This window comes from Agromyces subbeticus DSM 16689, assembly GCF_000421565.1.
Lineage (GTDB): Bacteria > Actinomycetota > Actinomycetes > Actinomycetales > Microbacteriaceae > Agromyces > Agromyces subbeticus.
The window spans coordinates 44,584-71,513 of the sequence record NZ_ATXG01000009.1 but is presented as its reverse complement, the minus strand read 5'-3'; the positions used below and the strand labels follow the sequence as shown (position 1 = coordinate 71,513).

The window sequence follows — 26,930 nt, the reverse complement described above, 5'->3', positions numbered from 1 at the left end:
GATGCGCACCCGACCGCGTGCCGCCCGCGAACCCCCGGTGATACGGTCGGCACATGCCCGCCGGTGCCGAGTCGGTTCGAGGCCCGAGCACGGTCGCGGCGACCGCACTGCTCGTGCTCATCCCGGCCTGGCTCGCGGCACCGCTGCTCGAGCTCACCAGGGGCGATCGGTTCGCCGACACCGATGACCCTGCAGCGGGTCTCGAATTCCTCGAGCGCTCCGCTGGCGCGGTCGTGCTGTCGGGCATCGCCGTGCTCCTCGCCGCTGCGGCCCTCGTCGTGGCGGCTTCGGCGTTCGAGGTGCTGCTCGCCCGGCAACCGCCGGGCGCGACCACGTCCGGCATCCGCGCGGTCTCGGCCTCCGCGTACATCGGCGCGGGGCTCCTGGTGCTCGCGGGAGCATTGCGCATCTCGAGCCCCGGGCCGCTCACCCACCTCGCCGACCTGAACCCGGAGTGGGGACGCACAGGCTACCTCGTCATGCACCTCGTCGGCACCCAGGGTGCCACGGCGGGCGCGCGGCTCGCGATCGCGGCGTGGATGCTGGGAGTCGTGATCATCGCCGTTCGGCGACGGCTGCTGCCGGCATGGGTGCACGTGCTGGCGCCGGTGCCCATCGTGCTGCTGCTCTCGATCGTCGGCCCGCTGCTGTCGATGGCGACGGCGGCCGAGCCAGTGGTCGGCGGAGCCGCGTGGATCGTGCTCATGCTCGTGTTCTTCGTCGGCGTGCCGCTGTGGTGCGCGGTGCTCGCGGTGTGCCTCCTCGTGCGAGCCCGCGGTGCGCGCCGACGGCTCCCACCGGATTGAGCCACCCGAGCACGACGACGGCGCTCGCGGCGCTGGGCGCCCGCCTGCCCTACAGCAGTCCGTACATCGACGACCGGTAGGCCGCATCGCGTTCGGCGAGCGCCGTCTCTGCGGCGGCCCGTGCCTCGAGGCGGCGCAGGAGTCGGTCGCGATCGTTGCGGCGAGCGGCCCGCTGCATGCCCCAGCGGGCGAGGCGGAGTCCGCTGCGCACGGCCCAATCGGCGAGCAGTCCGGCGTTGCGGGACAGCCCGGTGGTGCCGGAGAGCGCGGTGTCGGGGGAGAGGAATGCCGTGTTCATGATCGTTCCTTCGGCGTGTCGTCGCTCGCCTCGCCGCGTACGAGCGGGAAGGCGTTGATCTGGATCTGCACCGGCCGCGAACCCGGTGTCGGAGTGCGCTTGTAGGCATCGATGTACTTCTTCAGCACGACATCGATGTCGGTGACGAGCCCGTGCAGCTGATCGGGCGTGAGTCGCAGGTTGATCGTGTCGCTCGTGGCGATGTCGAGCCACTCGGGCTCGAAGACGTCGTCACCGTCGGCCACGAACTCGCGGAAGTTCTGCTCCCGCGCCCGGTACCACTCCTCTTCGAGGAACTTCACTGCGAGGCGCTCGGCGCTGCCCGGGCGCAATTCGCGTGCGTCGGGAATGGCGATCGAGCCGGGGCGCCGCTCCCACCAGCGCTCACGGCCCTTGCCGCGCGATCGGTCCTCCTGCACGAGGCCGGCGCGCTCGAGCTGGCGCAAGTGGTAGCTCGTCGATCCGCTCGATTCGCCGAGTCGCTCGGCGAGCCCGCTCGCGGTCATCGGCCCGTACGACGACAACTCGTCGTAGAGGCGCACGCGGAGCGGGTGGGCGAGGCTCTTCAGGCTCTCGCTCGTGAGCACGTGATCGACGCCGGGATGGCGCGTGCTGCTGGGCTGGGCCTCGATGTCGTTCGTGTGATCCATGATGCAAAGATACCGCTGCAAAGAAACCTTTGCAAGGGTTTGTTTGCAACTCGGATCAGCGATCGAGGAGCGGCCTCAATCGGTAGGGGATCAGCTCGCCCATCGCGAGCGACGTCTCTGTGCGCTCGACGCCCTCGATCGCGAGGATCTCGCCGTCGATGCGGAACAGATCGTGGGCGTCACGGCACACGACGCGCACGAGCAGATCGATCGAGCCTGAGAGGCCGTGAGCCTGGATCACCTCGGGGATGCGGGCGATCTCATCGACGACTTCGCCGAGCAGTTTCTGTCGCACGTGCACGGCGATGAATGCCTCGAGGGGGTAGCCGAGCGGCGCGGGATCCATGCTGCGTTCGAAGGAGAGGAAGGCGCCGGATGCCTCGAGGCGGGCCATGCGCGCCTGCACCGTGTTGCGCGAGAGCCCCAGCCGGTCGGCGAGTGCGACGACCGTCGCCCGCGGATCGGGTGCCAGTGCGGTGAGCAGGGCCTTGTCGACGGAGTCGTAACCGGTCATAACGCCATACGTTAGCACCCGCATTCCCCAATGAACCATGCAACATGCTCAATGTCTCATTGCTTGGTTGAGCTGTGTGCCAGTTCGACGTACCATCGGGGTATCCGGCAGAGCCGCCGGGCGCGGGCAGCCCACGAAGCGCGCCCGTCGACAGCGAGGATCGACGATGACCCCATCCGACCGAGACGCCACCGGGCTCCTCACGCAGAGCGAGTCCACGCGAGCAGACGACTTCGTGCAGCTCGTCAGCCCCACCGGCGAGCGCCGGGCGAACGCTGAGTTCGACCCCTGGATCACCGATGTCGATCCGGCTGCGCTCGGTCGTCTCTACCGCGACATGGCGATCGTGCGGCGCATCGACACCGAGGCCACCGCGCTGCAGCGTCAGGGCGAACTCGGGCTCTGGCCTCCGCTCGCCGGCCAGGAGGCCGCGCAGATCGGCTCGGGCCGCGCGCTCCGCGACGACGACTTCATCTTCTCGAGCTATCGCGAGCATGCGCTCGCCTGGTGCCGCGGCGTCGAGCCCGCCGAGCTGCTCTCGGTGTGGCGCGGCAGTGCCGCCTCGGGCTGGAACCCCTTCGAGCACGGCATGGCCGTGCCGCAGATCATCATCGGCGCGCAGGCCCTGCATGCCACGGGCTACGCCATGGGGGCGGCTTGGGAGGGCACCGACACCGCGGCGATCGCGTACTTCGGCGACGGTGCCACGAGCGAGGGCGACGTCAACGAAGCGCTCGTCTTCGCGGCGAGCTTCGACGCACCCGTCGTCTTCTTCTGCCAGAACAACCAGTGGGCGATCTCCGAGCCGGTCGGTCTGCAGTCGAAGCAGCACCTCGCCCGCCGAGCCGACGGCTTCGGCATGCCCGGCGTGCGCGTCGACGGCAACGACGTGCTCGCCGTGCTCGCGGCCACCCGCATCGCGCTCGACCGTGCCCGCCGAGGTGCCGGGCCGACGTTCGTCGAGGCGGTCACGTATCGCATGGGCCCGCACACGACCGCCGACGACCCGAAGCGGTACCGCACCGACGACGAGCTCGTCGAGTGGGGCGGCCGCGACCCGCTGGCACGCGTGCTCGCACTGCTCGATGCATCCGGTGTCGACATCGAAGGGCTCCAGCGCGACGTCACGGCCGAGGCCGACCGGGCGGCCGCCGAGCTGCGCGCCGCCGTCACGACCATCGCCGATCCGGCGCCGCTCACGGTCTTCGACAATGTCTACGCCGAGCCGAACAGCCATCTCGAGCGACAGCGCGAGCACTACACGCGCTACCTCGCGATGTTCGACACCTCGTCGGCGGAGGGCAGCGACGCCGCGGCATCCGCGCCGGCCGAAGGAGACGCACGATGACCACGCTCACGCTCGCGAAGGCTCTGAACGCCGGGCTGCGTCGCGCCCTCGCCGACGACGAGAAGGTCGTCTTGATGGGAGAGGACATCGGTACGCTCGGCGGCGTGTTCCGGGTCACCGATGGATTGAAGGCCGAGTTCGGGGCGAAGCGGGTCGTCGACACGCCGCTCTCGGAGGCCGGCATCGTCGGCACCGCCGTCGGGCTCGCCTACCGCGGGTTCCGGCCGGTCGTCGAGATCCAGTTCGACGGCTTCATCTACCCGGGCTTCGACCAGATCGTCGCGCAGGTCGCCAAGCTGCACTACCGCTCACGCGGCAACGTGCGCATGCCGATCACCATCCGCGTGCCGTTCGGCGGCGGCATCGGTGCCGCCGAACATCACTCGGAGTCGCCAGAGGCCTATTTCGCGCACACGGCCGGGCTTCGCGTCGTCGCCTGCTCGAATCCCGCCGATGCCTACGTCATGGTGCGACAGGCGATCGCGAGCGACGACCCGGTGCTCTTCTTCGAACCCAAGCGCCGCTATCACGTGAAGGGCGAGGTCGATGAGACGGCGAGCCTTGCCGATGCCCGCCCCATGGGTGTCGCGACGACCGTCGCCACGGGCACGCACGTCACCCTCGTCACCTACGGCGCGCTCGTGCAGACGGCTCGTGACGCCGCGGTCGCCGCCGCCGAAGACGGAATCTCGATCGAGGTCATCGACCTGCGCTCGCTCGCTCCGGTCGACTACGCGACGATCGAGGCCTCGGTGCGCCGCACGGGGCACCTCGTGGTCACCCACGAGGCCGGCCAGCAGGGCGGGGTCGGCGCCGAACTCGCCGCCTCGATCACCGAGCGCTGCTTCGAGTTCCTCGAGGCGGCACCCGTGCGCGTCACCGGGCACGACATCCCGTATCCGCCGGCCAAGCTCGAGCGGCACCACCTGCCCGACCTCGATCGCATCCTCGACGGCGTCGATCGAGTGCTCGGCCGACCGAACTCGCTGAGCGGGGTGGAGGCGTGAGCGCGATGATCCGCGACTTCGCACTGCCCGACCTGGGTGAGGGCCTCACCGAGTCCGAGGTCGTCGCGTGGCGGGTCGCCATCGGCGATCGGGTCGAACTGAACCAGATCATCGCCGACGTCGAGACCGCCAAGGCGGTCGTCGAGCTGCCGTCGCCGTTCGCCGGCATCGTGACGGCGCTGCACGCGGCAGAGGGCGAGACTGTCGAGGTCGGCGCTCCGCTCTTCTCCTGCGACACGGGTGAGTCGGGCGTCGCATCCGAGGGCGACGGGACCACCTCGGCGCAAGCTGAGCCGGCTTCGCAGGCGACCGCTTCGGAGCGCGCGAGCGAGTCGACTGCGACGCCGGATGCCGCGCCCGGGCCGAACCTCGTCGGCTACGGCGCCGCCGCTGAAACCGGCCCCCAGCGGCGCGCACGCCGCTCGGCCCTGACCGAAGACCTCGTGCCCTCGGTGCCCGAGCCGGCGAACGAGGGTGCCACGGCGCCGGCATCGGCATCGGCATCCACATCGGCGCCCGCGCATGATGCCGAGTCGCGGCCCGAGCGTCCTCGCTCGACCCCACCGGTGCGCAAGCTCGCACGAGACCTCGGCCTCGACCTCGAGACCATCGCCGGCACAGGTGAGCGCGGGCTGATCACGAGGGATGACGTCGAGCGTGCGGCATCCGGAGCCTCGTCGGCCGGGCCCGACGACGTCTCGTCGCTGCTGTCGAGCGGCGACGCAACCGCCACGACCGAGACGCGCATCCCGATCAAGGGCGTGCGCAAGCACACCGCCGCGGCGATGGTGCGAAGCGCCTTCACCGCTCCGCACGTCACCGAGTTCCTCACGGTCGACGTCACCGCGACCATGGAGCTGATCCGCAGCCTTCGCACCGATCGCGAGTTCGGCGCGCACAAGGTCACACCGCTCACCGTGGCCGCGAAGGCGGTGTGCCTGGCGGCGCGGCGCACTCCCGAGGTCAATTCTCGCTGGGACGAGCAGGCGCAGGAGATCGTGCGGTTCGCGGGTATCAACCTCGGCATCGCCGCCGCGACCGAACGCGGACTCGTGGTGCCGAACGTCAAGGGCGCCGAGCGGCTGACGCTCGCCGAACTGGCCGACGCGATCGCCGCGCTCGCCGAAACCGCTCGTGCGGGGCGCACGAGTCCAGCCGAATTGTCGGGCGGCACGATCTCGATCACGAACATCGGCGTCTTCGGCATCGACGCCGGCACACCCATCCTCAACCCCGGTGAGGCGGCGATCCTCGCCATGGGGGCGGTGCGCCGGCAGCCGTGGGAGCATCACGGCGAGATCGCCCTGCGCGAGGTGATGACCCTGAGTCTCTCGTTCGACCATCGACTCGTCGACGGCGCTCAAGGGTCGCGGTTCCTCGCCGACATCGGCGCGATCCTGCGCGAGCCGGGTCGTGCGCTGACGATGGTCTGAGCCCATCGGCTTGTTCGCACCGAGCCGGCCTCTGGTGCGACGTCGACGGCGGCGAGAGGATGGACGCATGAACGCTCGCGACATTCTCTCGCCCGCCGAGACCGCCGACGCTCTCGCCGGCACCACATTCGTGCACATCGAGGAGCACCTCATCGGGGCGTACTCGACGGCCGACTTCGCGAGTGCCGTGCGGTTGCTCGACGCCGTGGCGCTCGTCGCCGAGGAGTTGAACCATCACCCCGACGTGCGCCTCGGCTGGGGCCGGGTCGAGTTCGAGCTGAGCTCGCACGACGCCGGCGGGGTCACCTCGCGCGACGTGGTGCTCGCCGAACGCATCGGCGGCATCGCCGAAGCACAGGGTGCCGCGCCCGGGAACTGAGGCCGATCGCGTCGAGGCCCGGTTCCTCGTGCGCCGCGGCGCGCTCCTTCGGAACTCAGCGCAGCACGTAGAGCAGTTGCTCGGTCTCGACGCCGCGCGCGTCCGCGAACGCGAGGTCGAGACCGATGCGCCGGAACCCGAGCCCGTCGAGCACGGCGATCGCGCGTGCGTTGTCGGCGGCGACCTTCACGTGCACCGGACGTGCCTCGAGGTCGTCGAGCAGCAGGCGAAGGGCCCGGGTGGCGATGCCGTGACCCCAGTGCGCACGACTGATCCACGCGTCGACGAGCCAGCCCTCGACGTCGCGCCGGATGGCGACGTCGCCGACGACCCGGCCATCGGCGCGCACCGTGCAGACCCGGGCCGACGGGTCGGTGATGAGTCGCTTCCAGCGCTCCTCGAACGCCGTGCGATCGGCGCAGTCGTCCGTGGTGAATCCGGCCATCTGCATGGCGACGGGGTCGTGCCTGGCGTCGAAGAGTTCGTCGAGATCGCCCGCGCGGGTCGCGCGCAGGGTCACGACATGAGGCTCGCCCATGCCATTTCCTCCAAGATGCCGCGGATGGTGCCGTCGGCTGGTCTGCGCCCAGGGATGCGGGCGCTGTGGGGAGTGGAATTCAGGAGACCGAAGGCCGCGTGAGCCCGGAACCTGAGCTCCGCCTCGGCCCGATCGGGCCGGAGTCGGGAGAGCACGTCGACCCAGTGCTCGACGTAGCGGCGCTGGAGGAGGCGCACTTCGTGACGCGCGCCGAGATCGAGCTGCTCGAGCTCTCGGTCTTGCACGAGGATGACGTCGGCGTCGCCGAGTGCGAAATCGACGTGATGCGCGATGAGCGAGCGGAGCATGGCTGCCGCGTCGGGCGCCTCGCCGAGCACGCGCTCGGCGCCGTCGAGCAGGGTTTGGCTCGCGCCCTGCAGGATGGCCGCGAGCACCGCGGCCTTGCCCGGGAAGTGCCGATAGACCGCCGGGCCCGAAACGCCCACGGCGGCGCCGAGGTCTTCGATGGTCACGCCCGCGTAGCCGCGCTCGGCGAAAAGGGTCGCCGCGGCGCCGAGGATCGCCGCGCGACGGTCGGCCTTCTGACGGCTGCGCTCGGTGAGGGTCGGAGCCGAGGCCGGAGCCGAAGCCGCAGCCGAAGCCGCAGTTGAAGCCGAAGCGGGAACCGGGTCGGCCGCGCCGAGTGTGCTTGCCATGTCGGTGAGTGCTCGCTAACATCGGGGATCGAGTTAGTGCACACTAACCGAAATCCGGCGTCGTTCACAAGAGGGCGCGCCGTCGACGAAGACAGGCGGACCGGATGGGAATCCTGCACACGGCCATCGATCCCTCGAGCGAGCGGGCACGCACGAACGCCGCAGCACTCGCCGAGCTCGTCGCTGAACTCCGATCCCGCGTCGCAGCCGCAGCGCTCGGCGGTCCCGAGGGCAGCCGTGAGCGTCACGTCGCACGCGGCAAGCTGCTGCCGCGCGACCGGGTCGACCGTCTGCTCGACGAGGGCAGCCCGTTCCTCGAGCTCTCGCCGCTCGCGGCCGACGGGCTCTACGGCGGCGACTCGCCCGGTGCCGGCATCATCACGGGCGTCGGCCTCGTGCACGGGCGCCCGGTCATGGTGGTGTGCAACGACGCCACCGTGAAGGGCGGCACGTACTATCCGATGACGGTGAAGAAGCACCTGCGCGCGCAGGAGGTCGCCAGGGAGCACCGCTTGCCGTGCATCTACCTCGTCGACTCGGGCGGCGCGTTCCTGCCGCTGCAAGACGAGGTCTTCCCCGATCGCGAGCACTTCGGTCGAATCTTCTTCAACCAGGCGCAGCTCTCTGCCGCTCGCATCCCGCAACTCGCCGCCGTGCTCGGCTCGTGCACCGCCGGCGGCGCCTATGTGCCGGCGATGAGCGACGAGTCCGTGATCGTGCGCAACCAGGGCACGATCTTCCTCGGCGGTCCGCCGCTCGTGAAGGCGGCGATCGGCGAGGTCGTCACGCCTGAAGAGCTCGGCGGCGGCGAGCTGCATTCCCGCATCTCGGGTGTCACCGACCACCTCGCCGACGACGACGAGCACGCCCTCGAGATCGTGCGCGACATGGTCGCGACGCTGCCCGAGCAGCAACTGCGGGCCTGGGCAGTGCGAGAGCCGCGACCACCGGCGGTCGATCCGGCGGGCCTCACCTCGGCGGTGCCCGTCGACGTGCAGGAGCCGTACGACGTGCGCGAGGTGATCGCGCGGCTCGTCGACGGCAGCGAGTTCGCCGAGTTCAAGCGCGAGTACGGCGACACCCTCGTCACGGGCTTCGCGCACCTCGACGGGCACCCGGTCGGCATCGTCGCGAACAACGGTGTGCTGTTCAGCGAATCGGCCATGAAAGGTGCCCACTTCATCGAGCTCTGCGACCAGCGGGGCATCCCGCTCGTCTTCCTGCAGAACATCTCGGGCTTCATGGTGGGGCGTGATGCCGAGGCGGGCGGCATCGCGAAGCACGGCGCGAAGATGGTCACCGCTGTGGCGACCACCCGTGTGCCCAAGTTCACCGTCGTGATCGGCGGGTCGTTCGGCGCCGGCAACTACTCGATGTGCGGCCGTGCGTACTCACCGCGGTTCCTCTGGATGTGGCCGAACGCACGTATCTCGGTGATGGGCGGCGAGCAGGCGGCATCCGTGCTCTCGACCGTGAAGCGCGACCAGCTCGCGGTGAAGGGCGAACAGTGGTCGGATGCCGCGGCCGAGGCGTTCAAGGCCCCGATCCGGGCGCAGTACGACGACCAGGGCAGCCCGTACCACTCGACGGCACGGCTCTGGGACGACGGCATCATCGATCCGGCCGACACCCGCACGGTGCTCGCGATGGCGCTCGAGCTCGCGAGCCGCACGCCGCTGCCCGAGCCGGCGTTCGGCCTCTTCAGGATGTGAGCCGGCTCACGATCCCGATGCCGCAGCCGCAGCGCTGACCTCGCGCACCGCTTCGTCGACGCCGCGATTCCACGGCGCGCCGTGCCCGGGCAGCACCCAGGTGGCGGCGATGCCCTCGAGCCGATGGAGCGAGGTGAGCGCCTCGGCGGGGTCGTCGGTGAACGGCGCCGGCTGTGGACCGCTCGCGCCCGTGAGCACGTGCCTCGTGGTGAGCGCGTCGCCGACGAACACGGCGTCGGCGACCGGCACGTGGATCGCGATGCTGCCGGGGGAGTGACCGGGGAGGCCGATCACGCGCGGCGTGCCGGGAAGGTCGAGCACGTCGCCGTCATGGACGGCGACGACCTCGGTGAGCGGCGTCGTGCGCAGTCCGTTCTTGCGGAGCGCGTACCAGAGGAATCGAGCCGTCGGGCCGATCTTGAGGCGACCCCACTCGGGCTTCGAGGTCACTTCGCCTCGAGCTCGCGCCGCGTCGGCCTCGTGGACGTAGACGGGTACACCGTGCTCACGGTGCAGCCGCTCGGCGAAACCGATGTGGTCGGAGTCGCCGTGGGTGAGCACGACGCCGCGGACGTCGTCGAGCGAGCGGCCCATCGCCTCGAGTTCGGCAACGAGTTCTGGCCAGTGACCGGCGAGGCCGGCGTCGATCACGGTGACGCCCGCTGCGGTGTCGACGAGGTAGACGGCCACGATGTCGGAGCCGATGCGGTGGAGGGAGGGGCCGAGCTTCATCTGAGTCCTTGCCGTTGCGGGGTGTCGGGTGCCGATGGCTATGGTACATAGCTATCATGGCTACGGTCAATAGCTTACGCTCGAGCCGGAGGACCTGATGCCAACACCCCACCGAACCTCGCTCGCCGAGATCATCGACGCCGGGCGCTCGCTGCTCGAATCGGCCGGCCTCTCCGGCCTCACGATGCAAGCCGTCGCTGATCGGGTCGGCGTGCGCGCCCCGTCGCTCTACAAGCGGGTCAGCAATCGGCGCGAACTCATCGCCCTCGTCGCAGAGGCGACCGTTCGCGATCTCGGCGACCGCCTCGATGCGGCCGTCGATGGCGAGCCCGACCCGCGGGCAGCGCTGGCGGCGCTCGCGCGCGAGGCTCGATCGTTCGCCCGCGAGCGGCCCGTCGCCTTCGGACTCGTCTTCGCGCCGGGGGTCGACGTCGACCTCGACCCCGAGTCGCTCGCGCGGGCCAGCGCCACGGTGGTCCGCCTCGCGGGCGAGCTCGCGGGCGAGGAGCGCGCGCTCGACGCCGCCCGCACGGTGACGGCCTGGCTCAACGGATTCGTCGGCATGGAGCTCTCGGGTGCGTTCCGCCTGGGCGGCGAGGTCGATCGGGCGTTCGAATTCGGCATCGACACGCTGACGGGTGCTCTGGCGCGGGGCACGTGAGTCGCGTCGCGCGTCGTGGCGCGCGGCTCTTGCCAATTCAGTTAGCCGCAACTAACATCGGATCCAGTTAGTGAACACTAACTGTGAGCCCGCGAGCACTGTCGCAGAGAGCGGTCCGATGAAGATCATCGTCCTCGTGAAAGAGGTCCCCGACACCTACGGCGACCGCAAGCTCGACCTCGAGACGGGGCTCGCCGACCGTGCTGCGAGCGAGGCGGTGCTCGATGAGATCGGTGAGCGCGCCCTCGAGGTGGCGCTCTCCTTCGCCGACGCTCATGACGATGCAGAAGTCGTCGTCATGTCGATGGCGCCCGAGACCGCCGCTCCGACGATCCGCAAAGGTCTCGCGATGGGAGCGGCCGCGGCCGTGCACATCGCCGATCCGGGCCTCGCCGGAGCCGACCTCGGCCTCACCGCCCGCGTTCTCGCCGCCGCCATCCGCCGAACGGGGTTCGACCTCGTCATCGCCGGCAACCTGTCGACCGACGGCAGCGGCGGCGTGCTCCCCGCCATGCTGGCGGAGCTGCTCGACGTGCCCAACGCGACTGCCCTCTCCTCGATCGAGATCACGGCCGACTCGGTCTCGGGCACCCGCAGCGCCGATGACGCCACCATGCGGGTCAGCGCCACGCTGCCGGCCGTGGTCTCGATCACCGAGGCGATGCCCAGCGCTCGGTTCCCGAACTTCAAGGGCATCATGGCGGCCAAGAAGAAGCCCTTCGAGACGCTGACCGCCGCTGATCTCGGGGTTGAGCCGCACGACCTGTCGGTCGCCATGTCGATCATGACCGCCATCGCCGAGAAGCCTGCGCGTGCAGCAGGGCTGAAGGTCACCGATGAGGGCGACGGCGGCACGAGGATCGCCGAGTACCTGGTCGAGAATCGACTCGTCTGAGAGGAACACCATGCCCGACCACCCCGCGGATTCGATCCTCGTGCTCCTCGAGACCTCGCCGAACGGCGAACTCGCAACGAGTGCTTCCGGCCTCCTCGGCGCCGCAGCCCTCATCGGCACGCCGGTCGCGCTCGCGGTCGTCGCTCCTGGCGAGGCAGGCACGATCGCCGAACAGGCTGCTGAGCGCGGGGCGGCGAGGGTGCTCGTCGTCGAGACGGACTCGATGCGGACGCAGCTCACGATCCCGCACGTCGATTGCCTCGCAGCTGCCGTGGCAGCCGTCGCGCCCGACGCCGTGCTCATCCCGAACTCGATCGACGGCCGCGATGTCGCTGGCCGCTTCGCCGCTCGCACCGGCGCCGCGATCGCCGTCGACGTCATCGGCGTCTCCCGCGACGACGAGGGCATCCTCGTCCACCACTCCGTCTACGGCGGTGCCTACACGGTGGCTTCCGCGGCCACCTTCGGGCCGATCGTCATGACCGTGCGCCAGGGCGCCGTCGACGCGCGTGCCGAGGCGCAGGCGGTGGCGCTCGAGTCGCTCGAGGTGTCGGCCTCGGGCGCGGCGTCAGCGGTCATCGAGTCGGTCGAAGCCGTTGCCGAGACGTCGAGCCGGCCCGAACTGCGCGGGGCGAAGCGCGTCGTCTCCGGCGGCCGCGGCCTCGGTTCGGCCGAGCAGTTCGCGCTCGTCGAAGAGCTCGCCGACGCGCTCGGCGCCGCGGTCGGTGCATCACGCGCCGCGGTCGACGCCGGCTACATTCCGGCGAGCCATCAAGTGGGGCAGACCGGCGTCTCGGTCTCACCGCAGCTCTACATCGCGCTCGGCATCTCCGGCGCGATCCAGCACCGTGCCGGCATGCAGACGGCCAAGCACATCATCGCCGTGAACAAAGACCCCGACGCGCCGATCTTCGAGGTCGCCGATCTCGGCATCGTCGGCGATGTCTTCACCGTCGTGCCGCAATTGGTCAGCGCCCTCGCCGAGCGGAAGCGGTGACCAGTGGCCGCTCACGCGCGGAACCTCCGCCGCGGACTTCCTCGCGAGCGCGGCGGTGCTGCCTGGCCGCCTGCCGGTGAGGCGCCCGAGATCCCTGCAGCTGCAGCTGCATCTCCTGCTCCTGCGGAAGCGGCGCGAGCTGCCTCGGCTCCGGTTGCCGCAGTGACGGCTCCGGCCACACCAGCGACCTCCGCGGGTGTGGCGCCCGCATCGAGCGTTCGCAGGGGGCTTCCGCGGGTCGCGGGCGGTGAGGCATGGCCGCCTGCCGGTGAGGCGCTTCCCGCTGGTGTCGAGGTCACGGATGTCGCGGCTGACGTCGCGGCACCGCCGAGTGGTCCCGACCGATCGACCGGCGCGTCCGCCGGTGCGGAACCGACGGCCGTGCCCTCGGCACCCGCTACCGCGCCCGGCACGCCGCACGCGCGCGCGGTTCGCCGCGGGCTGCCGCGGGTCGTCGGGGGAGACCCCTGGCCGGCCGCGAGAGTCGTGCCGGCCACAGCATCGCCGGCGCCGGTCGAAGCTGCGACACCGTTGCCGACGATCCCCGGGGCTGTCGCAGCAGCAGCGGCAGCACCACCTGCCACAGCCGCTGCCCCTGCCAACGCCGCGGCCCCTGCACCCGCCGCAGCGGCTGCACCGGCGGCCGCTGCACCGGGGCCGCTCCCGACACCGAAGGCGCCGTCTCCCGCCACTACGACGGCGGCTCCGGCGAGCGTGCTCCCTCCATCCGCTCCCACGCGCCGTGGCCCGCTCTCGCCGAAGCAGTGGGCCGGGGCATCCGTCGTCGGTGTACTCGCGATCATCGGCGCCGCGACCATCGTCGTGCAGCTCACGCGGTGGTTCATCGGGCTGGACTTCATGCAGGACTTCCTCGCGAGCTACCCCGGCGAGACGCACCTGCCGCAGAACGCGCCGGTGGGGCTGCCGGCCTGGCTCGGCTGGCAGCACTTCTTCAACGCCTTCCTGATCGTGCTCATCATCCGCTCGGGCCTTCAGGTGCGCGCCGAGAAGCGGCCGGCGGCCTACTGGACGCCGCGATGGTCGAAGAACGGGCGGGGCAAGATCAGCCTGACGCTGTGGTTCCACCAGGCGCTCGACATCCTGTGGCTCGTGAACGGCCTCGTCTTCGTCGTGCTCCTGTTCGCGACCGGGCAGTGGATGCGCGTCGTGCCGACGAGTTGGGAGTACCTGCCGAACGCGATCTCGGCGGGTCTGCAGTACCTGTCGCTCGAGTGGCCGCTCGAGAACGGCTGGGTCAATTACAACAGCCTGCAGGTGCTCGCCTACTTCGCGACGATCTTCATCGCGGCCCCGCTCGCCGCGCTGACCGGGGTGCGCATGTCGGGGTTGTGGCCGAAGCAGGCGACCACGCTCAACCGCATCTACCCCGTCGAGTGGGCGCGCGCCGTGCACTTCCCGGTGATGCTGTACTTCGTCGCCTTCATCGTGGTGCACGTGGTGCTGGTGTTCACGACGGGGCTGCTGCGCAACCTGAATCACATGTACGCGGCTCGCGACGCCGATGACTGGCTGGGCTTCTGGATCTTCGTCGCGTCGCTCGTGGCGATCGCGGCGGCGTGGGTCGCGGCTCGGCCCACGGTGCTCGCCCCGATCGCGGCGCTGTTCGGCAAGGTCGGCCGGTAGCTGCGCCTCGGCCGATGCTTGTCATTTCAGTTAGCGACCGCTAACGTATATTCCAGTTAGTGCGCGCTAACTGGATGGCGCGCGGACTTCGTCGCAGAGAGGCGCGGATGGTCACGCTCAAGAGCTCGCCCGATCGTGCATCGGGGCCGAAGCCGCGCAGTTCTGCGCCGCGCCCCTTCGACCGGGTGCTCGTCGCCAACCGCGGCGAGATCGCCGTTCGCGTCATCCGAACGCTGCGGCGCCTCGGCATCCGCTCGATCGCCGTGTACTCCGATGCCGACGCCGACGCGCCGCACGTACGGCTCGCCGACGAGGCCGTGCGCATCGGGCCGGCGCCCGCGACCGAGAGCTATCTCGACCCCGAGCGCATCATCGCCGCCGCCCTCGAGACGGGCGCCGAGGCGGTGCACCCCGGCTACGGCTTCCTCTCGGAGCACGCCGGGTTCGCGCGGGCCTGCCGAGACGCGGGGCTCGTGTTCGTGGGCCCTGGCATCGAGGCGCTCGAGGTCATGGGCGACAAGATCCGCGCGAAACACCACGTCGAACGGTCGGGGGTGCCGACGGTACCTGGAGTGGCAGACCCGACCCTCGATGATGCTGCGCTGCTCGAGGCCGCCGGAGCCGTCGGCTTCCCGGTGCTCGTGAAGCCCTCTGCCGGTGGCGGAGGCAAGGGCATGCAGATCGCCCGCGATGCCGCCGAACTCGAGGCTGCCCTGCCGGCCGCACGGCGCATCGCACTCGCCGCCTTCGGCGACGACACGCTGCTGATCGAGCGGCTCATCGAGCGACCGCGTCACATCGAGGTGCAGGTGCTCGCCGATGCGCACGGCACCGTCGTGCACCTCGGCGAGCGCGAATGCTCCCTGCAGCGCCGACACCAGAAGGTCATCGAGGAGTCGCCCTCACCGCTGCTCGATGCCGCGACTCGTGCGCGCATCGGGCAGGCCGCGTGCGATGCCGCCCGCAGTGTCGACTACCTCGGGGCAGGCACGGTCGAGTTCCTGGTGTCGGATGTCGCCCCCGACGAGTTCTTCTTCATCGAGATGAACACCCGGCTCCAGGTCGAGCACCCCGTCACCGAGCTCGTCACCGGCGTCGACCTCGTGGAACAGCAGCTCCGCATCGCCGCGGGCGAGCCGCTCGCCCTGACCCAGGAGCAGATCGAACTCCGCGGGCACGCGATCGAGGCACGTGTCTACGCCGAGACGCCGCACCGCGGCTTCCTTCCATCGACGGGTGAGGTGCTTGCATGGCGAGCTCCGGTCGGCGAGGGGGTTCGCGTCGATGCTGGAATCGACGAGGGGCTCGAGATCACCGCCCACTACGACCCGATGATCGCCAAGGTCATCGCGTTCGGCACCGACCGTGCGCAGGCACTCGAGCGACTCGATCGCGCGCTCGCCGACACCGTCGTGCTCGGCGTCGATACGAACATCGCCTTCCTCCGGCGCCTGCTCGCCGACCCCGCCGTGCGCTCGGGTGACCTCGACACCGGACTCATCGACCGCATGCCCGAGGTCGACCATGTCGAGCTGCCGCCCGCGCTCCTCGACGCGGCCGCGCGCGCCTTCGTGTCAGAACAGACCATCGGCCGGCGCTCGTCGACCTCCGCTGCGTCGACCGCCGCCGGGCCGAGCACCTGGCAGTCGGCCACGGGCTGGCGTCCGGGCGCCGTGCGCCGCAGCGCGGTGCTGCTCGCTCCGCGCGATCATCCGCTCGACGTTCGACCAGTCGTGACGCCGCCCGACGACGTGGTCTCCGTCGGCGCAGACGCCGATGCCGATGCCGGCGACACCGTCGTGCGGGTCGGCGCCGACGGTGCCGTCTGGGTGCATCACGACGGCGCATCGGCCGCGCTCATCCGCATCGACCGCCGCACGCACGCTGAGCAGCGTCGCGCCGCGGCCGAGCGCGGGGGCGGCCTCGCCGCCGACCCCGAGCTGCGCGCCCCGATGCCGGGCACGGTCACCGCTGTGTTCGCCGTCGACGGCGACGCCGTCGAGGCCGGCGACGCCATCGTCGCGATCGAGGCGATGAAGATGGAGCACCGCGTCGTCGCCGCGGTCGATGGCACGGTGCGGCTCAGCGTCGCCGTCGGCGACCTCGTCGCCCGTGACCAGGCGGTCGCACGCATCGAGCCGCGCCCCGCGGCATCCGAGCCCACGTCGACCGACGGCCCTCACGAGGGCGCCGTCGCACACCCGTCCCACCAGGAATGAGGAACATGATGCACGACCTGAGTCCCGAGGAAGTCCAGCTGTACGACATGGTCTGCGAGTTCGCCGACACCGTGGTCGCTCCGCAGTCGTACGAGGCCGACCGCAGCCACACCCTGTCGATGGACGTCGTCGCCCAGATGGGCGAACTCGGCCTCTTCGGCCTCCCGTTCCCCGAGCAGTACGGTGGCCAGGGCGGCGACTACATGGCGCTCGGACTCGCGATCGAAGCCCTCGCCCGCGTCGACCAGTCGATCGCGATCACCCTCGAGGCCGCCGTCGGGCTGGGAGCCATGCCGATCTTCCGTCATGGAACCGAGGAGCAGAAGGCCGAGCGCCTGCCCGACCTCGTCGCCGGTCGCGCGCTCGCCGGGTTCGGCCTCACGGAATCGGAGGCGGGTTCCGATGCCGGCGCCACCCGCACGACGGCAGTGCTCGACGGCGACGAGTGGGTCGTCAACGGCTCGAAGCAGTTCATCACCAACTCGGGCACACCGATCACGAGCTTCGTCACCGTGACCGCCGTGACGGGGGAGCGCACACGCCCCGACGGCTCGGTCTCCAAGGAGCTGTCGACGATCATCGTGCCGAACGGCACTCCCGGATTCACCGTTGCGCCGGGGTACGACAAGTCGGGGTGGCGCGCCTCGGACACGCACCCGCTCACGTTCGACGACGTGCGGGTGCCCGCTGCCAACCTGCTCGGCGAGCGGGGCCGCGGCTTCGCCAACTTCCTTCGTGCGCTCGACGAGGGGCGCGTGGCGATCGCCGCCCTCGCGACGGGCGCCGCGCAGGGCTGCCTCGACGAGGCCGTCGCCTACGCCAAGACGCGCAACGTCTTCGGAGTGCCCATCGCCTCGCACCAGTACATCGCGTTCACGATCGCCCAGATGCAGGCGCGCGTGCACACCTCCCGGCTCGCCTGGCACGACGCGGCCCGTCGCGTCGACGCCGGCCTCCCGTTCAAGAAGGAGGCCGCGATCGCGAAGCTCGTCGCGAGCGATGCCGCCATGCTCAACGCACGCGATGCCACGCAGATCTTCGGCGGCATGGGGTTCATGAACGAGAGTCTCGTGGCGAGGCACTACCGTGACTCGAAGATCCTCGAGATCGGCGAGGGCACCAACGAAGTGCAGCTCATGGTCATCGCACGTGAGCTCGGGCTCGAGTAGGAGGTCGCCATGACGGATGTCCCGATGCGCGAGGTCGTGGAGCGCGGTCTCTGGTTCGAGGAGTTCGAACCCGGCACGCGCTACCTGCACCGGCCGGGGCGCACGGTCACCGAGACCGACAATGTGCTCTTCACGACGCTCACGATGAACACGCAGGCGCTGCACCTCGATGCGGCATGGTCGGCCACCCAGCCGTTCGGCCAGCGGCTCGTGAACTCGATGTTCACCCTCGCGACGATCGTCGGGGCATCCGTCGCCCAGCTCACGCAGGGCACGATCGTCGCGAACCTCGGCTTCACCGAGGTCGCGTTCCCGGCGCCGCTGTTCCACGGCGACACGCTCTACAGCGAGAGCACCGTGCTCGAGACGCGGCCATCGGCGTCGCGGCCCGGGCAGGGCATCGTGACACTGCGGCACACCGGCCGCAATCAAGACGGCGTCGAGGTCGCTCACGCGACGCGATCGGTGCTCGTGTGGTTCCGCGAGGCGGGCGAACGCCAGGCCGCGATCGCCGTCGCCGAGCGGGCCGAGCGGGCAGCGGGCATCGAGACGAACGGATGACGCATCCGCCGTTCCGGTTCGGCCCCGCGCTGCTCTTCTGCCCGGCCGACCGACCCGATCGCTACGCGAAGGCGCTCGAGCGCGCCGACGCCGTGATCCTCGACCTCGAAGACGCCGTCGGCGACGATGCGAAGCACGACGCGCGGCGCGCCCTGCTCGAGACCCCGCTCGACCCCGAGCGCGTGATCGTGCGGGTGAATCCCGCCTCGGGCCCGCACCTCGCCGACGACCTGGCGGCAATCGCCCGTTCCGACTACCGCACCGTGATGCTCGCGAAGTGCGAGGGCACGGCCGATCTCGTCGGTCTCGCCGAGTTCGAGGTCATCGCGCTGTGCGAGACCGCGCGCGGCGTGCTCGCCTCGAGCGAGGTCGCCGCCCTCCCGAACGTGTCGGCGCTCATGTGGGGCGCCGAAGACCTCGTGGCGTCGCTCGGCGGCTCCTCGAGCCGATTCCCAGACGGCCGCTACCGCGACGTCGCGAGGCACGCCAGGTCCCAGGTGTGTCTCGCGGCGGCCGCTCACGACATCGCCGCGATCGACACCGTGCACCTCGAGATCGGCGACGTCGACGGACTCCGAGCCGAGGCCGAAGACGCCGTGGCGGTCGGCTTCGCGGCAACGGCGTGCATCCACCCGACCCAGGTCGAGGTCGTGCGCGCGGCGTACCGGCCCGACCCCGAGCAGCTCGAGTGGGCGCGGGCGGTCACCGACGCGGCGGCGCAGCACCCTGGGGTCTTCGCATTCCGCGGCGACATGGTCGATGCCCCGGTGCTGCGCCAGGCCGCGGCGTTGCTGCGGCGCGCCGGCTCCTGACGGACCGGCAACGCATTCGAGACGACCGAAGACGATGACGGATGCCGCGGCGCGCGCTGCGGCATCCGTCCCCTCGCTCGTGCGACCCGGCCGACCCGGCCGACCTGGCCGGTCAGACCGGTCAGACCGTCAGGTCACGTCGTCGGAAGACGAGCCATCCTGCCGGTCAGACCGTCAGGTCACGTCGTCGGAAGACGAGCCATCCGACGACCAGGAAGAGCGCGACTCCGGCGAGCAGCATCCACATCTGCCAGTCCCAGCCGTTCGTCAGCGGGTCGCCGGCGAACGCCCAGGAGTACGGCGACCAGTCGTGGAGCCAGGCGAGGTCGTCGGTCTGGTTGCCGATCGCGTTCGAGACGTACCCCAGCACGGCGACGCCGGCACCCGCTCCGAGCGCCCAGCTGCGGCGGCCCGAGACCGCGCCGACCATGATCGACGCTGAGGCCGACAGCGCGGTGAGTCCGACGAGCGCCGCCGCCGTCGCGACGAGGGCGCCGAACTGGATGTCGAGCTCCGACGGCCCGTTCAGTACCGCGACGAGCACGACCGCGACGAGCCCGAGCCAGGCGAGCTTGACGAGAACAGCGGCGCTGCGTTCAGCGAGCACCTGCCCGCGCGAGACACCGTGGGCGATCGTCAGCTCGAGCTGGCCGTTCTCCTCATCGTTCGCGATCGCACCGGTGCCCCAGCCGACGCCCGCGATCGTGAGCAGCACGAAGCCGACGAGCGCGAAGAACGTCGACTGCGCGTACCCCGCGCCGGTGCCGATCGCGTCGTAGCCGAGCGTCTTCACGAGTTCGGGCGGCATCGAGTCGATCATGCTCTGCAGCTGGCCACCGCCGCCGAGCGAGGGGTAGAGCGGCAGGTAGAGCAGCAGCGCCGCTGCGACGCCGGCCGTCCAGCCGAGCAGCCCACGCCAGGAGTCGGCGAGACTGCGGCGGAACAGGGGGAGCACCCGGCTCATCGTTCGCCCCCCGCACCGTTGTAGAGACCGAGCACGGCTTGCTCGAGCTCGGGCTCCTCGATCGTCAGGTCGATGAGCTCATGGCGGCCGACGGCTTTCACAAAGGTGTCGACATGCGCGTCGAGCTGCGCCTCGAATGCGGCCGCGCGCGGTCGGTCTGCGACGCGGCGCACGCCGGTGATGCCCGGCAGCCGCTCGAGCGTGTCTGCGACCAGTGCCGCCGATGGCTCGGGCACGACGACGCGAACCCGGCGCACTGCGCTCTCCCGCAGCTGCGCGACGGTCGAGACCTGCACAATGCGACCGGCGCGCAGCACCGCGACCTCGTCGGCGGCCTGCTGGATCTCGCTCAGCACGTGCGAGCTCAGGAACACGGTCTGCCCGCGCTCCTTCGCCTCGCGAAGCATCGTCAGGAACTCCTGCTGCACGAGCGGGTCGAGGCCGCTCGTCGGTTCATCGAGCACGAGCAATTCCGGTTCGTGCATGAAGGCCTGCACGAGGCCGAGCTTCTGCTTGTTGCCCTTCGAGAGGCTGCGCACCGGGCGGCCGAGCTCGAGTCCGAGGCGCTCGGCGAGCGAGTCGACGACGCCGAGCCGCACGGGCCCGGAGATCTCGGCGTAGTGGGCGAGGAAGTCCCGCCCGCGTGCCCGGGTTGCGAGATGCAGTTCGCCGGGCAGGTAGCCGATGCGCTGGCGGAGCGCAGCACCGCCCGACCGTGGCGATTCCCCGAGCACCCGCAGCTCACCGCCGCTCGGGCGGATGATGTCGAGGAGCAGGCGCATCGTCGTGGTCTTGCCGGCGCCGTTCGGGCCGATGACACCGAAGACGTTGCCCCGCGCGATGTCGAGGTCGATGCCGTGGAGCGCGGTTCGCGATCCGTAGCGCTTGACGAGCCCGCGCGTCGTGATAGCGGGCGTTGCAGATGCGGTCATTCCAGTCCTTGTCGAGTCGAGTCGTCGACGGATGCCGCAGTGCAGCACCGTCAGGGTGAGTGATCGAGCACGCTGCGCGGAGGGTCGGGGTCTTGATTCGGATTGCCGGGCCCCTTGTCGGAGCGCAGGGTGCCGCCCGTTTCGACCGTGCCCTCGAGGGCGATGCGAGCCGCGTCGAGCACGCTCGAGTCCGTATAGAGCCCGTGCGTGTAGAGCTCGAGCGTCGGCACGGTCATGCGCCGGATGCCGGCGACGCTCGCGATCGACGAGCCGAGCACTCGCGTGAGTTGGTCGCGGAGCAGCAATGGAGCGAGCCCGTTGAGGGTGATCATGATCGCGCGCATCTCGGGGTCGGCACTCGGTTGCATCGTGCCGTTCGCGACCCCGTCGTCGAGCATCGCGGCCGTCTCGCGGAGCAGTCGGTCGAAGAGCCGGTTTCCGCCGTCGCCACCGGCTGCGAGCATGGTCGCGAAGTAGTCGATGAACGGCCGGAACTGCTCGGGCGAGTCGAGCCAGCCGCGCAGGGAATCGGCGATCGCCGGTGCCGAGCTCTTCGCCTTCTCGCCCATGAGCTCGGCGACGAGCCATTCGTCGCAGGCCTGGCGCAAGCCGTCTTTGGAGCCGAAGTGATGCATCACGAGGGCAGCGCTGACTCCGGCATCGCGGGCGATGTCGCGCAGGCTCGTGCCGTCGTAGCCGTGCTCGCCGAATCGCGTGATCGCCGCGTCGCGAATTCGCGCGGCCGCGGTGACGTCTTCGGTTGAGGCTGAACGCATGTTCATGATGCTAAACAGTTGTTCAGTCGAGTGCAAGCGGCCGCATCAGCGTCGCCGAGGCGAGCGGGGCGCTGCAAACGATTCGATAACAGTTCACCCGCCGTTCCGCGGTTCTCGCGACCCCGCCACGTAGTCTCGGAGTCAATCCTGGGGAGGAGGGGAGAGATGGCCCGACGACACGTCTACCAGCCGCACACCGCGAACGCGGCCGGCGCTGCCCTCGCGCTCGCCGAAGATCCGTCGCGCGAGAACGCTGCCGAGGCCCTCGCCGCTCCGGCCGTCGACGGCTCGCGCGTCGACGTGCTGATCTCGAACCCGATCTCGGGGCCCATCCTCATGCCCCACCGAGTGCCCATCGGCGACACCGGAATCGACGTGCATCCCCTCGCCCTCGGTGCCAGCACCTTCGGTTGGACGCTCAGCACCGAGCAGGCCTTCGACGTGCTCGATCGATTCGCCGGCATCGGCGGCTCGCTCATCGACACCGCCGACAGCTACGCCGCGGGCCGCAGCGAGTCGATCATCGGCATGTGGATGTCGTCGCGCGGCACGCGTGATCGCATGACCGTCGCGACGAAGGTCGGGCACCACCCCGATCACCGGGGCCTGTCGCCGGTCGACATCGCCGCGGCCGTCGACGACTCGCTGTCACGTCTCGGCATCGAACGCATCGACCTGCTCTACTTCCACGGCGACGACGCGGCGGTGCCCCTCGAAGAGAGCCTCGGCGCCGTCGACGCCCTCATCTCGGCCGGCAAGGTGCGGGCCATCGGCGCCGCCGACTTCGCTCCCGAACGACTGATCGAGGCGCGCGTGCTCGCCGCCAACGGGCTGCCGCGCTTCCAGGCGCTCACCACGAAGTACAACCTCATGGAACGACGCCCCTTCGAAGGTGCGCCCGAACTCGTCGCGCACGCCCAGGGGCTCGCGGTGCTGCCGTACTTCGGTCTCGCGAACGGGTTCCTCGGCGGCAACGTGCGTCGGCGTGCCGAGGTGCGTCACGATGCGCGCGGCGAGCGTCAGGCGCGCCACCTCGGGCGGCGCGGGCACCGCGTGCTGGCCGCGATCGATCAGGTCGCATTCGCCCACGGCGTGCAGCCGGCGACGATCGCCCTCGCGTGGCTCCTCGCCAAGCCCACGGTCGTCGCGCCGGTGGTCAGTGCGAGCCGGCCCGATCAGGTCGACGCGCTGATCGCCGCGGCATCCGTCGAACTGCAGCGTTCGGAGATCGTCGAGCTCGACCGCGCCTCCGACTGATCCGGCGGCGGCTCCGAACCTGCACCGCGTCGGCCGAGCATTCCCGACGCCGGTGGCATAGGCTGATCCGGATGAACGGCGCTGTCGACCTCCCACTCGGCCAGGCCGAACTCTCGTTCACGGCCGCCGGCGACGCGCGAGTTCGGCGCAGCGTGCTCCCATCGGGCGTACGGGTGCTGAGCGAGCAGGTGCCCGGTAGCCGCAGCGCGACCATCGGGTTCTGGGTCGCCGTCGGCTCGCGCGACGAGCAGCGAGCGGATGCCGCGCGGCCAGCGACGTACGGTTCGACCCACTTCCTCGAGCATCTGCTCTTCAAGGGCACGAGCACGCGCTCGGCCCTCGACATCGCGATCTCCTTCGATGCCGTGGGCGGCGAGCACAACGCGCTCACCGCGAAGGAGTACACCTGCTACTACGCCAAGGTGCAAGACCGCGATCTGCCCATGGCGGTCGCCGTGCTGGCCGACATGTTCACCTCGTCGCTGCTCGACCCCGACGAGTTCGAGAGCGAGCGAGGCGTGATCCTCGAAGAGCTCTCGATGGCGGGCGACGACCCGGGTGACGTGGCGAACGAGCGCTTCTTCGAGGCCGTGCTCGGCCCGCACCCGCTCGGTCGGCCGATCGGCGGCAGCCCGGCGACCATCCGCAGCGCGACCCGCGACGGCGTGTGGGAGCACTACCGGGCGAACTATCGCCCGCAAGACCTCGTCGTCACGGTCGCCGGCGCGGTCGATCACGACCTGCTGCTCGCCGAGCTCGATCGCGCGCTCGCGACCGCCGGTTGGGATCCGGCCGCCCCCGGAGTGCCGGTGGAGCGACGCTCGACCGCGCCCTCGCCACTCGAAGCCGGTGCCGCCGTCACCGTGGTCTCACGGCCGACCGAACAGGTGAACCTCCTGCTCGGCGTGCCCGGCCTCGTCGCGACCGACGATCGACGACCCACGATGAGCGTGCTGAACGCGATCTTCGGATCCGGCATGTCGTCACGGTTGTTCCAGCAGGTGCGCGAGCGCCGCGGCCTCGCCTACTCGGTCTACTCCTTCGCGCCGGGCTACTCCGACGCCGGCCTCTTCGGCATGTATGCGGGGTGCGCCCCCGCCAAGGCCGGCACCGTCGCGTCGCTCATGCGCGACGAACTCGAGCGGCTCGCCGAGCACGGCGTCACCGCCGACGAGTTGCGCCGGGCTGCGGGGCAGCTCGCGGGCGCCTCGGCGCTTGCACTCGAAGACTCCGACACGCGCATGTCCCGGCTCGGCCGCGCCGAGTTGACGCTCGGCGAGTTCGCCGACCTCGACGAGGCCCTGCGCCGCATCGCACTCGTCGCCGCCGCCGACGTGCAGCACCTCGCGGCCGATCTCGCCGCCCGACCGTTCTCGCTCGTCGCCGTCGGCGCGATCGAGGAGTCGGTCTTTACCGGGGCGGCCGACGCCGTCGCCACGACGCCCGTCGTCGCCTGATCGCGGCACCCGCCCTGCACCAGAGGATCCGATACCAGTGGCACACCATCTCTACCTCGTCCGGCACGGCGAGCAGCTCGATGCCGAGCACGGCCTGCCCGATGGACCCCTGTCACCGCGCGGTCGGCGTCAGGCCGAGCTTCTCGCCGAACGACTCGGTGGAGTGCCGTTCGACCACGCCTGGCATTCGCCACTGCAACGCGCGACCGAGACGGCCGAGATCATCGCGGCCAAGATGCCGGCGCTGCATCCCGAGCCCTCTGCGCTGCTCTTCGACTGCATCCCCTCCGGGCCCGCGCCAGAGACTCCGAAGGCGTACGACCCCTTCTTCGGGTCGGTGACCGAGGCCGAGATCGAGGCCGGCAGTGCGCAGATGGCCGACGCGGCAGCCGAGTTCCTGCGCTCGCACCGCGAAGACCGGCACGACCTGCTCATCACCCACAACTTCGTGATCGCGTGGTTCGTGCGCGAGGTGCTCGGCGCGCCCGAGTGGCGCTGGGTGTCGCTGAATCAGGCGAACTGCGCCCTCACCGTGCTCACGCAGAAGCCCGGCCGGCCGTGGAGCCTCGTCGCCCACAACGACATCGCCCACCTGCCGCCCGAGCTGCGCACGGGCCTGCCCGAGCCCTACGCGCTCTGACGCGAGTCCGCGCGTCGAGGCGGCCGTCGACGAGCCCAGTGGACCGTTGCCGATCGCGGCTTCAGCCGAGACGCCGGCCGAACCAGTGCGTCGCGTTCGGGTTCTCGTTGTACGGTTCGATCTCGACGTAGCCGCTCGATCGGTAAAGCCGGCCGGCGGCCTCGAGGCTCGCATTCGTGTCGAGCACGATCTCGCTCGCGCCGAAGCCTTCGGCGCGCCGCTCGAGTTCCTGAAGCAGGCGCCTGCCTTCGCCGGCACCGCGTGCCGAGGGCGCAAGCCAGAGGTGCTTCAGCTCGTAGCGCTGCGCCGAGGTTCCCGGATGCGACGGGATGCGCCGAACCCCGCCGCATCCGACCGACTCACCCGCCTCGTCGACGGCGACGATGAACACGCCGGCCGGGGGAGTGAACTGGCGGGCATCGGGCCACGCCGGCCGGTACTCGCCCTGCGAGACGGGAAACCCGAGGGCGCGCTCCGCGAAGTACTCGCCGAGCAGCGCGTGCGCATCGGCATCGGTCACGGAGGCGTCTCGGAAGCGCAGCATGCCTCCACACTATGACGGGCGTGCCGGGCCTGGGCACGGGCGGGAGGCAGCACGAGGCATCCGCCGCGCCCCTGCGCGCTTGCTAGGGTGAAGCCGTGACGATACGGGTCGCCGTGGCCGGAGCCACGGGCAAGATGGGGCAACTGGCGGTTCGGCTGATCGAGGAGTCCGACGATCTCGAACTCCATGCGGCACTCGACTCGCGATCGAGCCTCGATCTCATGCTCGGCGCCGACGTCGCCCTCGATGTCACCCACCCCGGCGTGAGCGCCGAGATCGTGGAGTTCGCCGCCGGTGCCGGAATCCCGATCGTCGTCGGCACCTCCGGCTGGTCGAGCGACCGCATCTCCGAGATCTCCGCCTTCGTGCGGGGGCACGCCGATGCCGGCGCCGTGCTCTTCGTCCCGAACTTCTCGATCGGCAGCGTGCTCGGCACGGCCTTCGCCGCCCTCGCCGCCCCGTTCTTCGACTCGATCGAGATCGTCGAGGCGCACCACGCGGGCAAGGTCGACTCGCCGTCGGGCACGGCGGTGCGCACCGCCGAACTGATCGGCGACGCCCGCACCGGCGACGGGCCGGTCGCGGCGCCGCACGCCGATCAGCGCGCGCGCGGCCAGTTGGTCAGCGGCGTGCCCGTGCACAGCCTGCGCATCTCGGGCGTTGCGGCCGAGCAGCGCGTCGTCTTCGGCGGCGACGGCGAGACGCTCACGATCACCCACTCCACGCTGTCGTCGCGTTCCTACGAGACCGGCATCCTGCTCGCCCTGCGCAGTGCGCCTGCGGCAACCGGGGTGACCGTCGGGCTCGACAAGCTGCTCGACCTCGGGCTGCCCGGCGCGACTCGATGACCACGAAGATCGGCGCGCTCATCATGGCCGCGCTGCTCGTGCTCTACATCGCGCTCGTCGGCTGGCGTGCGGTGCAGTTCATGGCCACGGGCGAGCCCGTGGCGATCGCCATGGGCGTCGCGCTCGTCGTGCTGCCGATCATCGCCGTCTGGGCGCTCTGGCGAGAGCTGTCGTTCGGCGTGCGTTCCCACGAACTCGTCAAGCGGCTCGACGCCGAGGGCGGTCTCGACCTCGAGCTGCCCCTGTTGCCGAGCGGGCGGCCCGAGCGGGGTGCGGCCAAGGCCGAACTCGACGGGTTCATCTCGGCCGCCGAGGCCGAGGCCGAGTCGTGGCGCGCGGCGTTGCGACTCGGGCTCGCGTACGACGCGGCCGGCGATCGCCGCAGCGCACGGCAGGCTGTGCGGCGAGCGATCGAATTGGAGCGCGCCGAGCGCTGACGCGGTATCCGCCCGCCGGCGACGCGGCGCGGCAGGGTGCGCGC

The 26,930-nt window shown here is 70.6% G+C and carries 29 protein-coding genes; 19 read left to right on the top strand and 10 right to left on the bottom strand.

The features are described 5' to 3' along the window. Window positions 1-53 precede the first annotated feature (53 nt). Window positions 54-806, top strand: a complete 753-nt coding sequence (locus H521_RS0113080) for a hypothetical protein (RefSeq protein WP_022893479.1) — start codon at window positions 54-56, stop codon at window positions 804-806. Between the two features lie 49 nt (window positions 807-855). Here the strand turns inward: H521_RS0113080 and H521_RS0113075 are convergent, their stop codons facing one another. The 3 genes from H521_RS0113075 to H521_RS0113065 are packed head-to-tail and all read right to left on the bottom strand — an operon-like array spanning window position 856 to window position 2,268. After that, entirely contained in the window at window positions 856-1,104 is a 249-nt protein-coding gene (locus H521_RS0113075; RefSeq protein ID WP_022893478.1) for a hypothetical protein, read from the bottom strand. Then, entirely contained in the window at window positions 1,101-1,754 is a 654-nt protein-coding gene (locus H521_RS23240; RefSeq protein ID WP_022893477.1) for an ArsR/SmtB family transcription factor, read from the bottom strand. The genes H521_RS0113075 and H521_RS23240 overlap by 4 nt, the downstream gene beginning before the upstream one ends. A gap of 55 nt (window positions 1,755-1,809) precedes the next feature. Then, a complete protein-coding gene (locus tag H521_RS0113065) occupies window positions 1,810-2,268 on the bottom strand; it encodes an Lrp/AsnC family transcriptional regulator (RefSeq protein WP_022893476.1) in 459 nt (152 codons plus the stop codon). 166 nt (window positions 2,269-2,434) lie between these two features. Here H521_RS0113065 and pdhA point away from each other — a divergent pair, with 166 nt between their 5' ends. The 4 genes from pdhA (at window position 2,435) to H521_RS23230 (ending at window position 6,435) form a co-directional block, all read left to right on the top strand. Next, window positions 2,435-3,616 carry a pyruvate dehydrogenase (acetyl-transferring) E1 component subunit alpha gene (gene pdhA, locus H521_RS23235; RefSeq protein WP_022893475.1) on the top strand — a complete coding sequence of 394 codons (1,182 nt, stop codon included), beginning with the start codon at window positions 2,435-2,437 and terminating at the stop codon, window positions 3,614-3,616. Continuing rightward, complete coding sequence (locus H521_RS0113055; RefSeq protein ID WP_022893474.1) at window positions 3,613-4,623, top strand: alpha-ketoacid dehydrogenase subunit beta; 1,011 nt, start codon at window positions 3,613-3,615, stop codon at window positions 4,621-4,623. Before pdhA ends, H521_RS0113055 begins: the two co-directional genes overlap by 4 nt. A gap of 5 nt (window positions 4,624-4,628) precedes the next feature. Further along, window positions 4,629-6,056: a dihydrolipoamide acetyltransferase family protein gene (locus tag H521_RS0113050; RefSeq protein WP_026482262.1), complete on the top strand. Its 1,428-nt coding sequence runs from the start codon at window positions 4,629-4,631 to the stop codon at window positions 6,054-6,056. Between the two features lie 67 nt (window positions 6,057-6,123). Further along, a complete protein-coding gene (locus tag H521_RS23230) occupies window positions 6,124-6,435 on the top strand; it encodes a 4a-hydroxytetrahydrobiopterin dehydratase (RefSeq protein ID WP_022893472.1) in 312 nt (103 codons plus the stop codon). Window positions 6,436-6,490: 55 nt separating this feature from the next. On the opposite strand, the gene H521_RS25870 is transcribed toward H521_RS23230, so the two are convergent. Both H521_RS25870 and H521_RS25865 read right to left on the bottom strand, forming a co-directional pair. Next, entirely contained in the window at window positions 6,491-6,973 is a 483-nt protein-coding gene (locus H521_RS25870) for a GNAT family N-acetyltransferase (RefSeq protein ID WP_022893471.1), read from the bottom strand. After that, a complete protein-coding gene (locus H521_RS25865; protein WP_022893470.1) occupies window positions 6,952-7,629 on the bottom strand; it encodes a TetR/AcrR family transcriptional regulator in 678 nt (225 codons plus the stop codon). The genes H521_RS25870 and H521_RS25865 overlap by 22 nt, the downstream gene beginning before the upstream one ends. A 104-nt stretch (window positions 7,630-7,733) precedes the next feature. On the opposite strand from H521_RS25865, the gene H521_RS0113030 reads away from it, so the two are divergent. Then, window positions 7,734-9,341, top strand: a complete 1,608-nt coding sequence (locus H521_RS0113030) for a carboxyl transferase domain-containing protein (protein ID WP_022893469.1) — start codon at window positions 7,734-7,736, stop codon at window positions 9,339-9,341. 6 nt (window positions 9,342-9,347) lie between these two features. Here the strand turns inward: H521_RS0113030 and H521_RS0113025 are convergent, their stop codons facing one another. Continuing rightward, window positions 9,348-10,073 carry an MBL fold metallo-hydrolase gene (locus tag H521_RS0113025; RefSeq protein ID WP_022893468.1) on the bottom strand — a complete coding sequence of 242 codons (726 nt, stop codon included), beginning with the start codon at window positions 10,071-10,073 and terminating at the stop codon, window positions 9,348-9,350. 97 nt (window positions 10,074-10,170) lie between these two features. Here H521_RS0113025 and H521_RS0113020 point away from each other — a divergent pair, with 97 nt between their 5' ends. From H521_RS0113020 to H521_RS0112985, 8 genes are all read left to right on the top strand, one after another. Beyond that, window positions 10,171-10,734, top strand: a complete 564-nt coding sequence (locus H521_RS0113020) for a TetR/AcrR family transcriptional regulator (protein WP_022893467.1) — start codon at window positions 10,171-10,173, stop codon at window positions 10,732-10,734. A 118-nt stretch (window positions 10,735-10,852) separates the two neighbouring features. Further along, the gene (locus H521_RS0113015; RefSeq protein WP_022893466.1) at window positions 10,853-11,629 is read left to right on the top strand and encodes an electron transfer flavoprotein subunit beta/FixA family protein; all 777 of its coding nucleotides are present in this window, start codon (window positions 10,853-10,855) and stop codon (window positions 11,627-11,629) included. 10 nt (window positions 11,630-11,639) lie between these two features. Beyond that, window positions 11,640-12,626, top strand: coding sequence for an electron transfer flavoprotein subunit alpha/FixB family protein (locus tag H521_RS0113010; RefSeq protein WP_022893465.1), 987 nt, complete (start codon window positions 11,640-11,642; stop codon window positions 12,624-12,626). Between the two features lie 162 nt (window positions 12,627-12,788). Continuing rightward, window positions 12,789-14,270, top strand: a complete 1,482-nt coding sequence (locus tag H521_RS0113005) for a cytochrome b/b6 domain-containing protein (RefSeq protein ID WP_342663063.1) — start codon at window positions 12,789-12,791, stop codon at window positions 14,268-14,270. Between the two features lie 107 nt (window positions 14,271-14,377). Beyond that, on the top strand, window positions 14,378-16,489 hold the full coding sequence (locus tag H521_RS0113000) for an acetyl/propionyl/methylcrotonyl-CoA carboxylase subunit alpha (RefSeq protein WP_022893463.1): 2,112 nt from the start codon (window positions 14,378-14,380) through the stop codon (window positions 16,487-16,489). Window positions 16,490-16,494: 5 nt separating this feature from the next. After that, window positions 16,495-17,658 carry an acyl-CoA dehydrogenase family protein gene (locus H521_RS0112995; protein WP_022893462.1) on the top strand — a complete coding sequence of 388 codons (1,164 nt, stop codon included), beginning with the start codon at window positions 16,495-16,497 and terminating at the stop codon, window positions 17,656-17,658. A gap of 9 nt (window positions 17,659-17,667) precedes the next feature. Continuing rightward, window positions 17,668-18,219, top strand: a complete 552-nt coding sequence (locus H521_RS23225; RefSeq protein ID WP_022893461.1) for a MaoC family dehydratase — start codon at window positions 17,668-17,670, stop codon at window positions 18,217-18,219. Then, complete coding sequence (locus H521_RS0112985; protein WP_022893460.1) at window positions 18,216-19,031, top strand: HpcH/HpaI aldolase/citrate lyase family protein; 816 nt, start codon at window positions 18,216-18,218, stop codon at window positions 19,029-19,031. Before H521_RS23225 ends, H521_RS0112985 begins: the two co-directional genes overlap by 4 nt. A gap of 166 nt (window positions 19,032-19,197) precedes the next feature. Here H521_RS0112985 and H521_RS25860 read toward each other — a convergent pair whose 3' ends face one another. Genes H521_RS25860 through H521_RS23220 form a run of 3 tightly spaced genes read right to left on the bottom strand, consistent with a single transcriptional unit; the run spans window position 19,198 to window position 21,703 of the window. Further along, complete coding sequence (locus tag H521_RS25860) at window positions 19,198-19,995, bottom strand: ABC transporter permease subunit (RefSeq protein ID WP_026482259.1); 798 nt, start codon at window positions 19,993-19,995, stop codon at window positions 19,198-19,200. Then, a complete protein-coding gene (locus tag H521_RS0112975; protein WP_022893458.1) occupies window positions 19,992-20,927 on the bottom strand; it encodes an ABC transporter ATP-binding protein in 936 nt (311 codons plus the stop codon). The genes H521_RS25860 and H521_RS0112975 overlap by 4 nt, the downstream gene beginning before the upstream one ends. A gap of 50 nt (window positions 20,928-20,977) precedes the next feature. After that, window positions 20,978-21,703, bottom strand: coding sequence for a TetR/AcrR family transcriptional regulator (locus H521_RS23220; protein WP_169513992.1), 726 nt, complete (start codon window positions 21,701-21,703; stop codon window positions 20,978-20,980). Window positions 21,704-21,868: 165 nt separating this feature from the next. Here H521_RS23220 and H521_RS0112965 point away from each other — a divergent pair, with 165 nt between their 5' ends. The 3 genes from H521_RS0112965 to H521_RS0112955 all read left to right on the top strand — a co-directional run bounded on the left by H521_RS0112965 (window position 21,869) and on the right by H521_RS0112955 (window position 25,057). Continuing rightward, the gene (locus tag H521_RS0112965) at window positions 21,869-22,960 is read left to right on the top strand and encodes an aldo/keto reductase (RefSeq protein ID WP_022893456.1); all 1,092 of its coding nucleotides are present in this window, start codon (window positions 21,869-21,871) and stop codon (window positions 22,958-22,960) included. A gap of 71 nt (window positions 22,961-23,031) precedes the next feature. Further along, window positions 23,032-24,417, top strand: coding sequence for a M16 family metallopeptidase (locus H521_RS0112960; RefSeq protein ID WP_022893455.1), 1,386 nt, complete (start codon window positions 23,032-23,034; stop codon window positions 24,415-24,417). A gap of 37 nt (window positions 24,418-24,454) precedes the next feature. Continuing rightward, window positions 24,455-25,057 carry a histidine phosphatase family protein gene (locus H521_RS0112955; protein ID WP_022893454.1) on the top strand — a complete coding sequence of 201 codons (603 nt, stop codon included), beginning with the start codon at window positions 24,455-24,457 and terminating at the stop codon, window positions 25,055-25,057. A gap of 61 nt (window positions 25,058-25,118) precedes the next feature. Here the strand turns inward: H521_RS0112955 and H521_RS0112950 are convergent, their stop codons facing one another. Beyond that, complete coding sequence (locus tag H521_RS0112950) at window positions 25,119-25,601, bottom strand: GNAT family N-acetyltransferase (RefSeq protein ID WP_022893453.1); 483 nt, start codon at window positions 25,599-25,601, stop codon at window positions 25,119-25,121. A gap of 95 nt (window positions 25,602-25,696) precedes the next feature. Between H521_RS0112950 and dapB the strand changes: the two genes are divergently transcribed. Both dapB and H521_RS0112940 read left to right on the top strand, forming a co-directional pair. Beyond that, entirely contained in the window at window positions 25,697-26,449 is a 753-nt protein-coding gene (gene dapB, locus H521_RS0112945) for a 4-hydroxy-tetrahydrodipicolinate reductase (protein WP_026482257.1), read from the top strand. Beyond that, on the top strand, window positions 26,446-26,886 hold the full coding sequence (locus tag H521_RS0112940; protein ID WP_022893451.1) for a hypothetical protein: 441 nt from the start codon (window positions 26,446-26,448) through the stop codon (window positions 26,884-26,886). The genes dapB and H521_RS0112940 overlap by 4 nt, the downstream gene beginning before the upstream one ends. Window positions 26,887-26,930 lie beyond the last annotated feature (44 nt).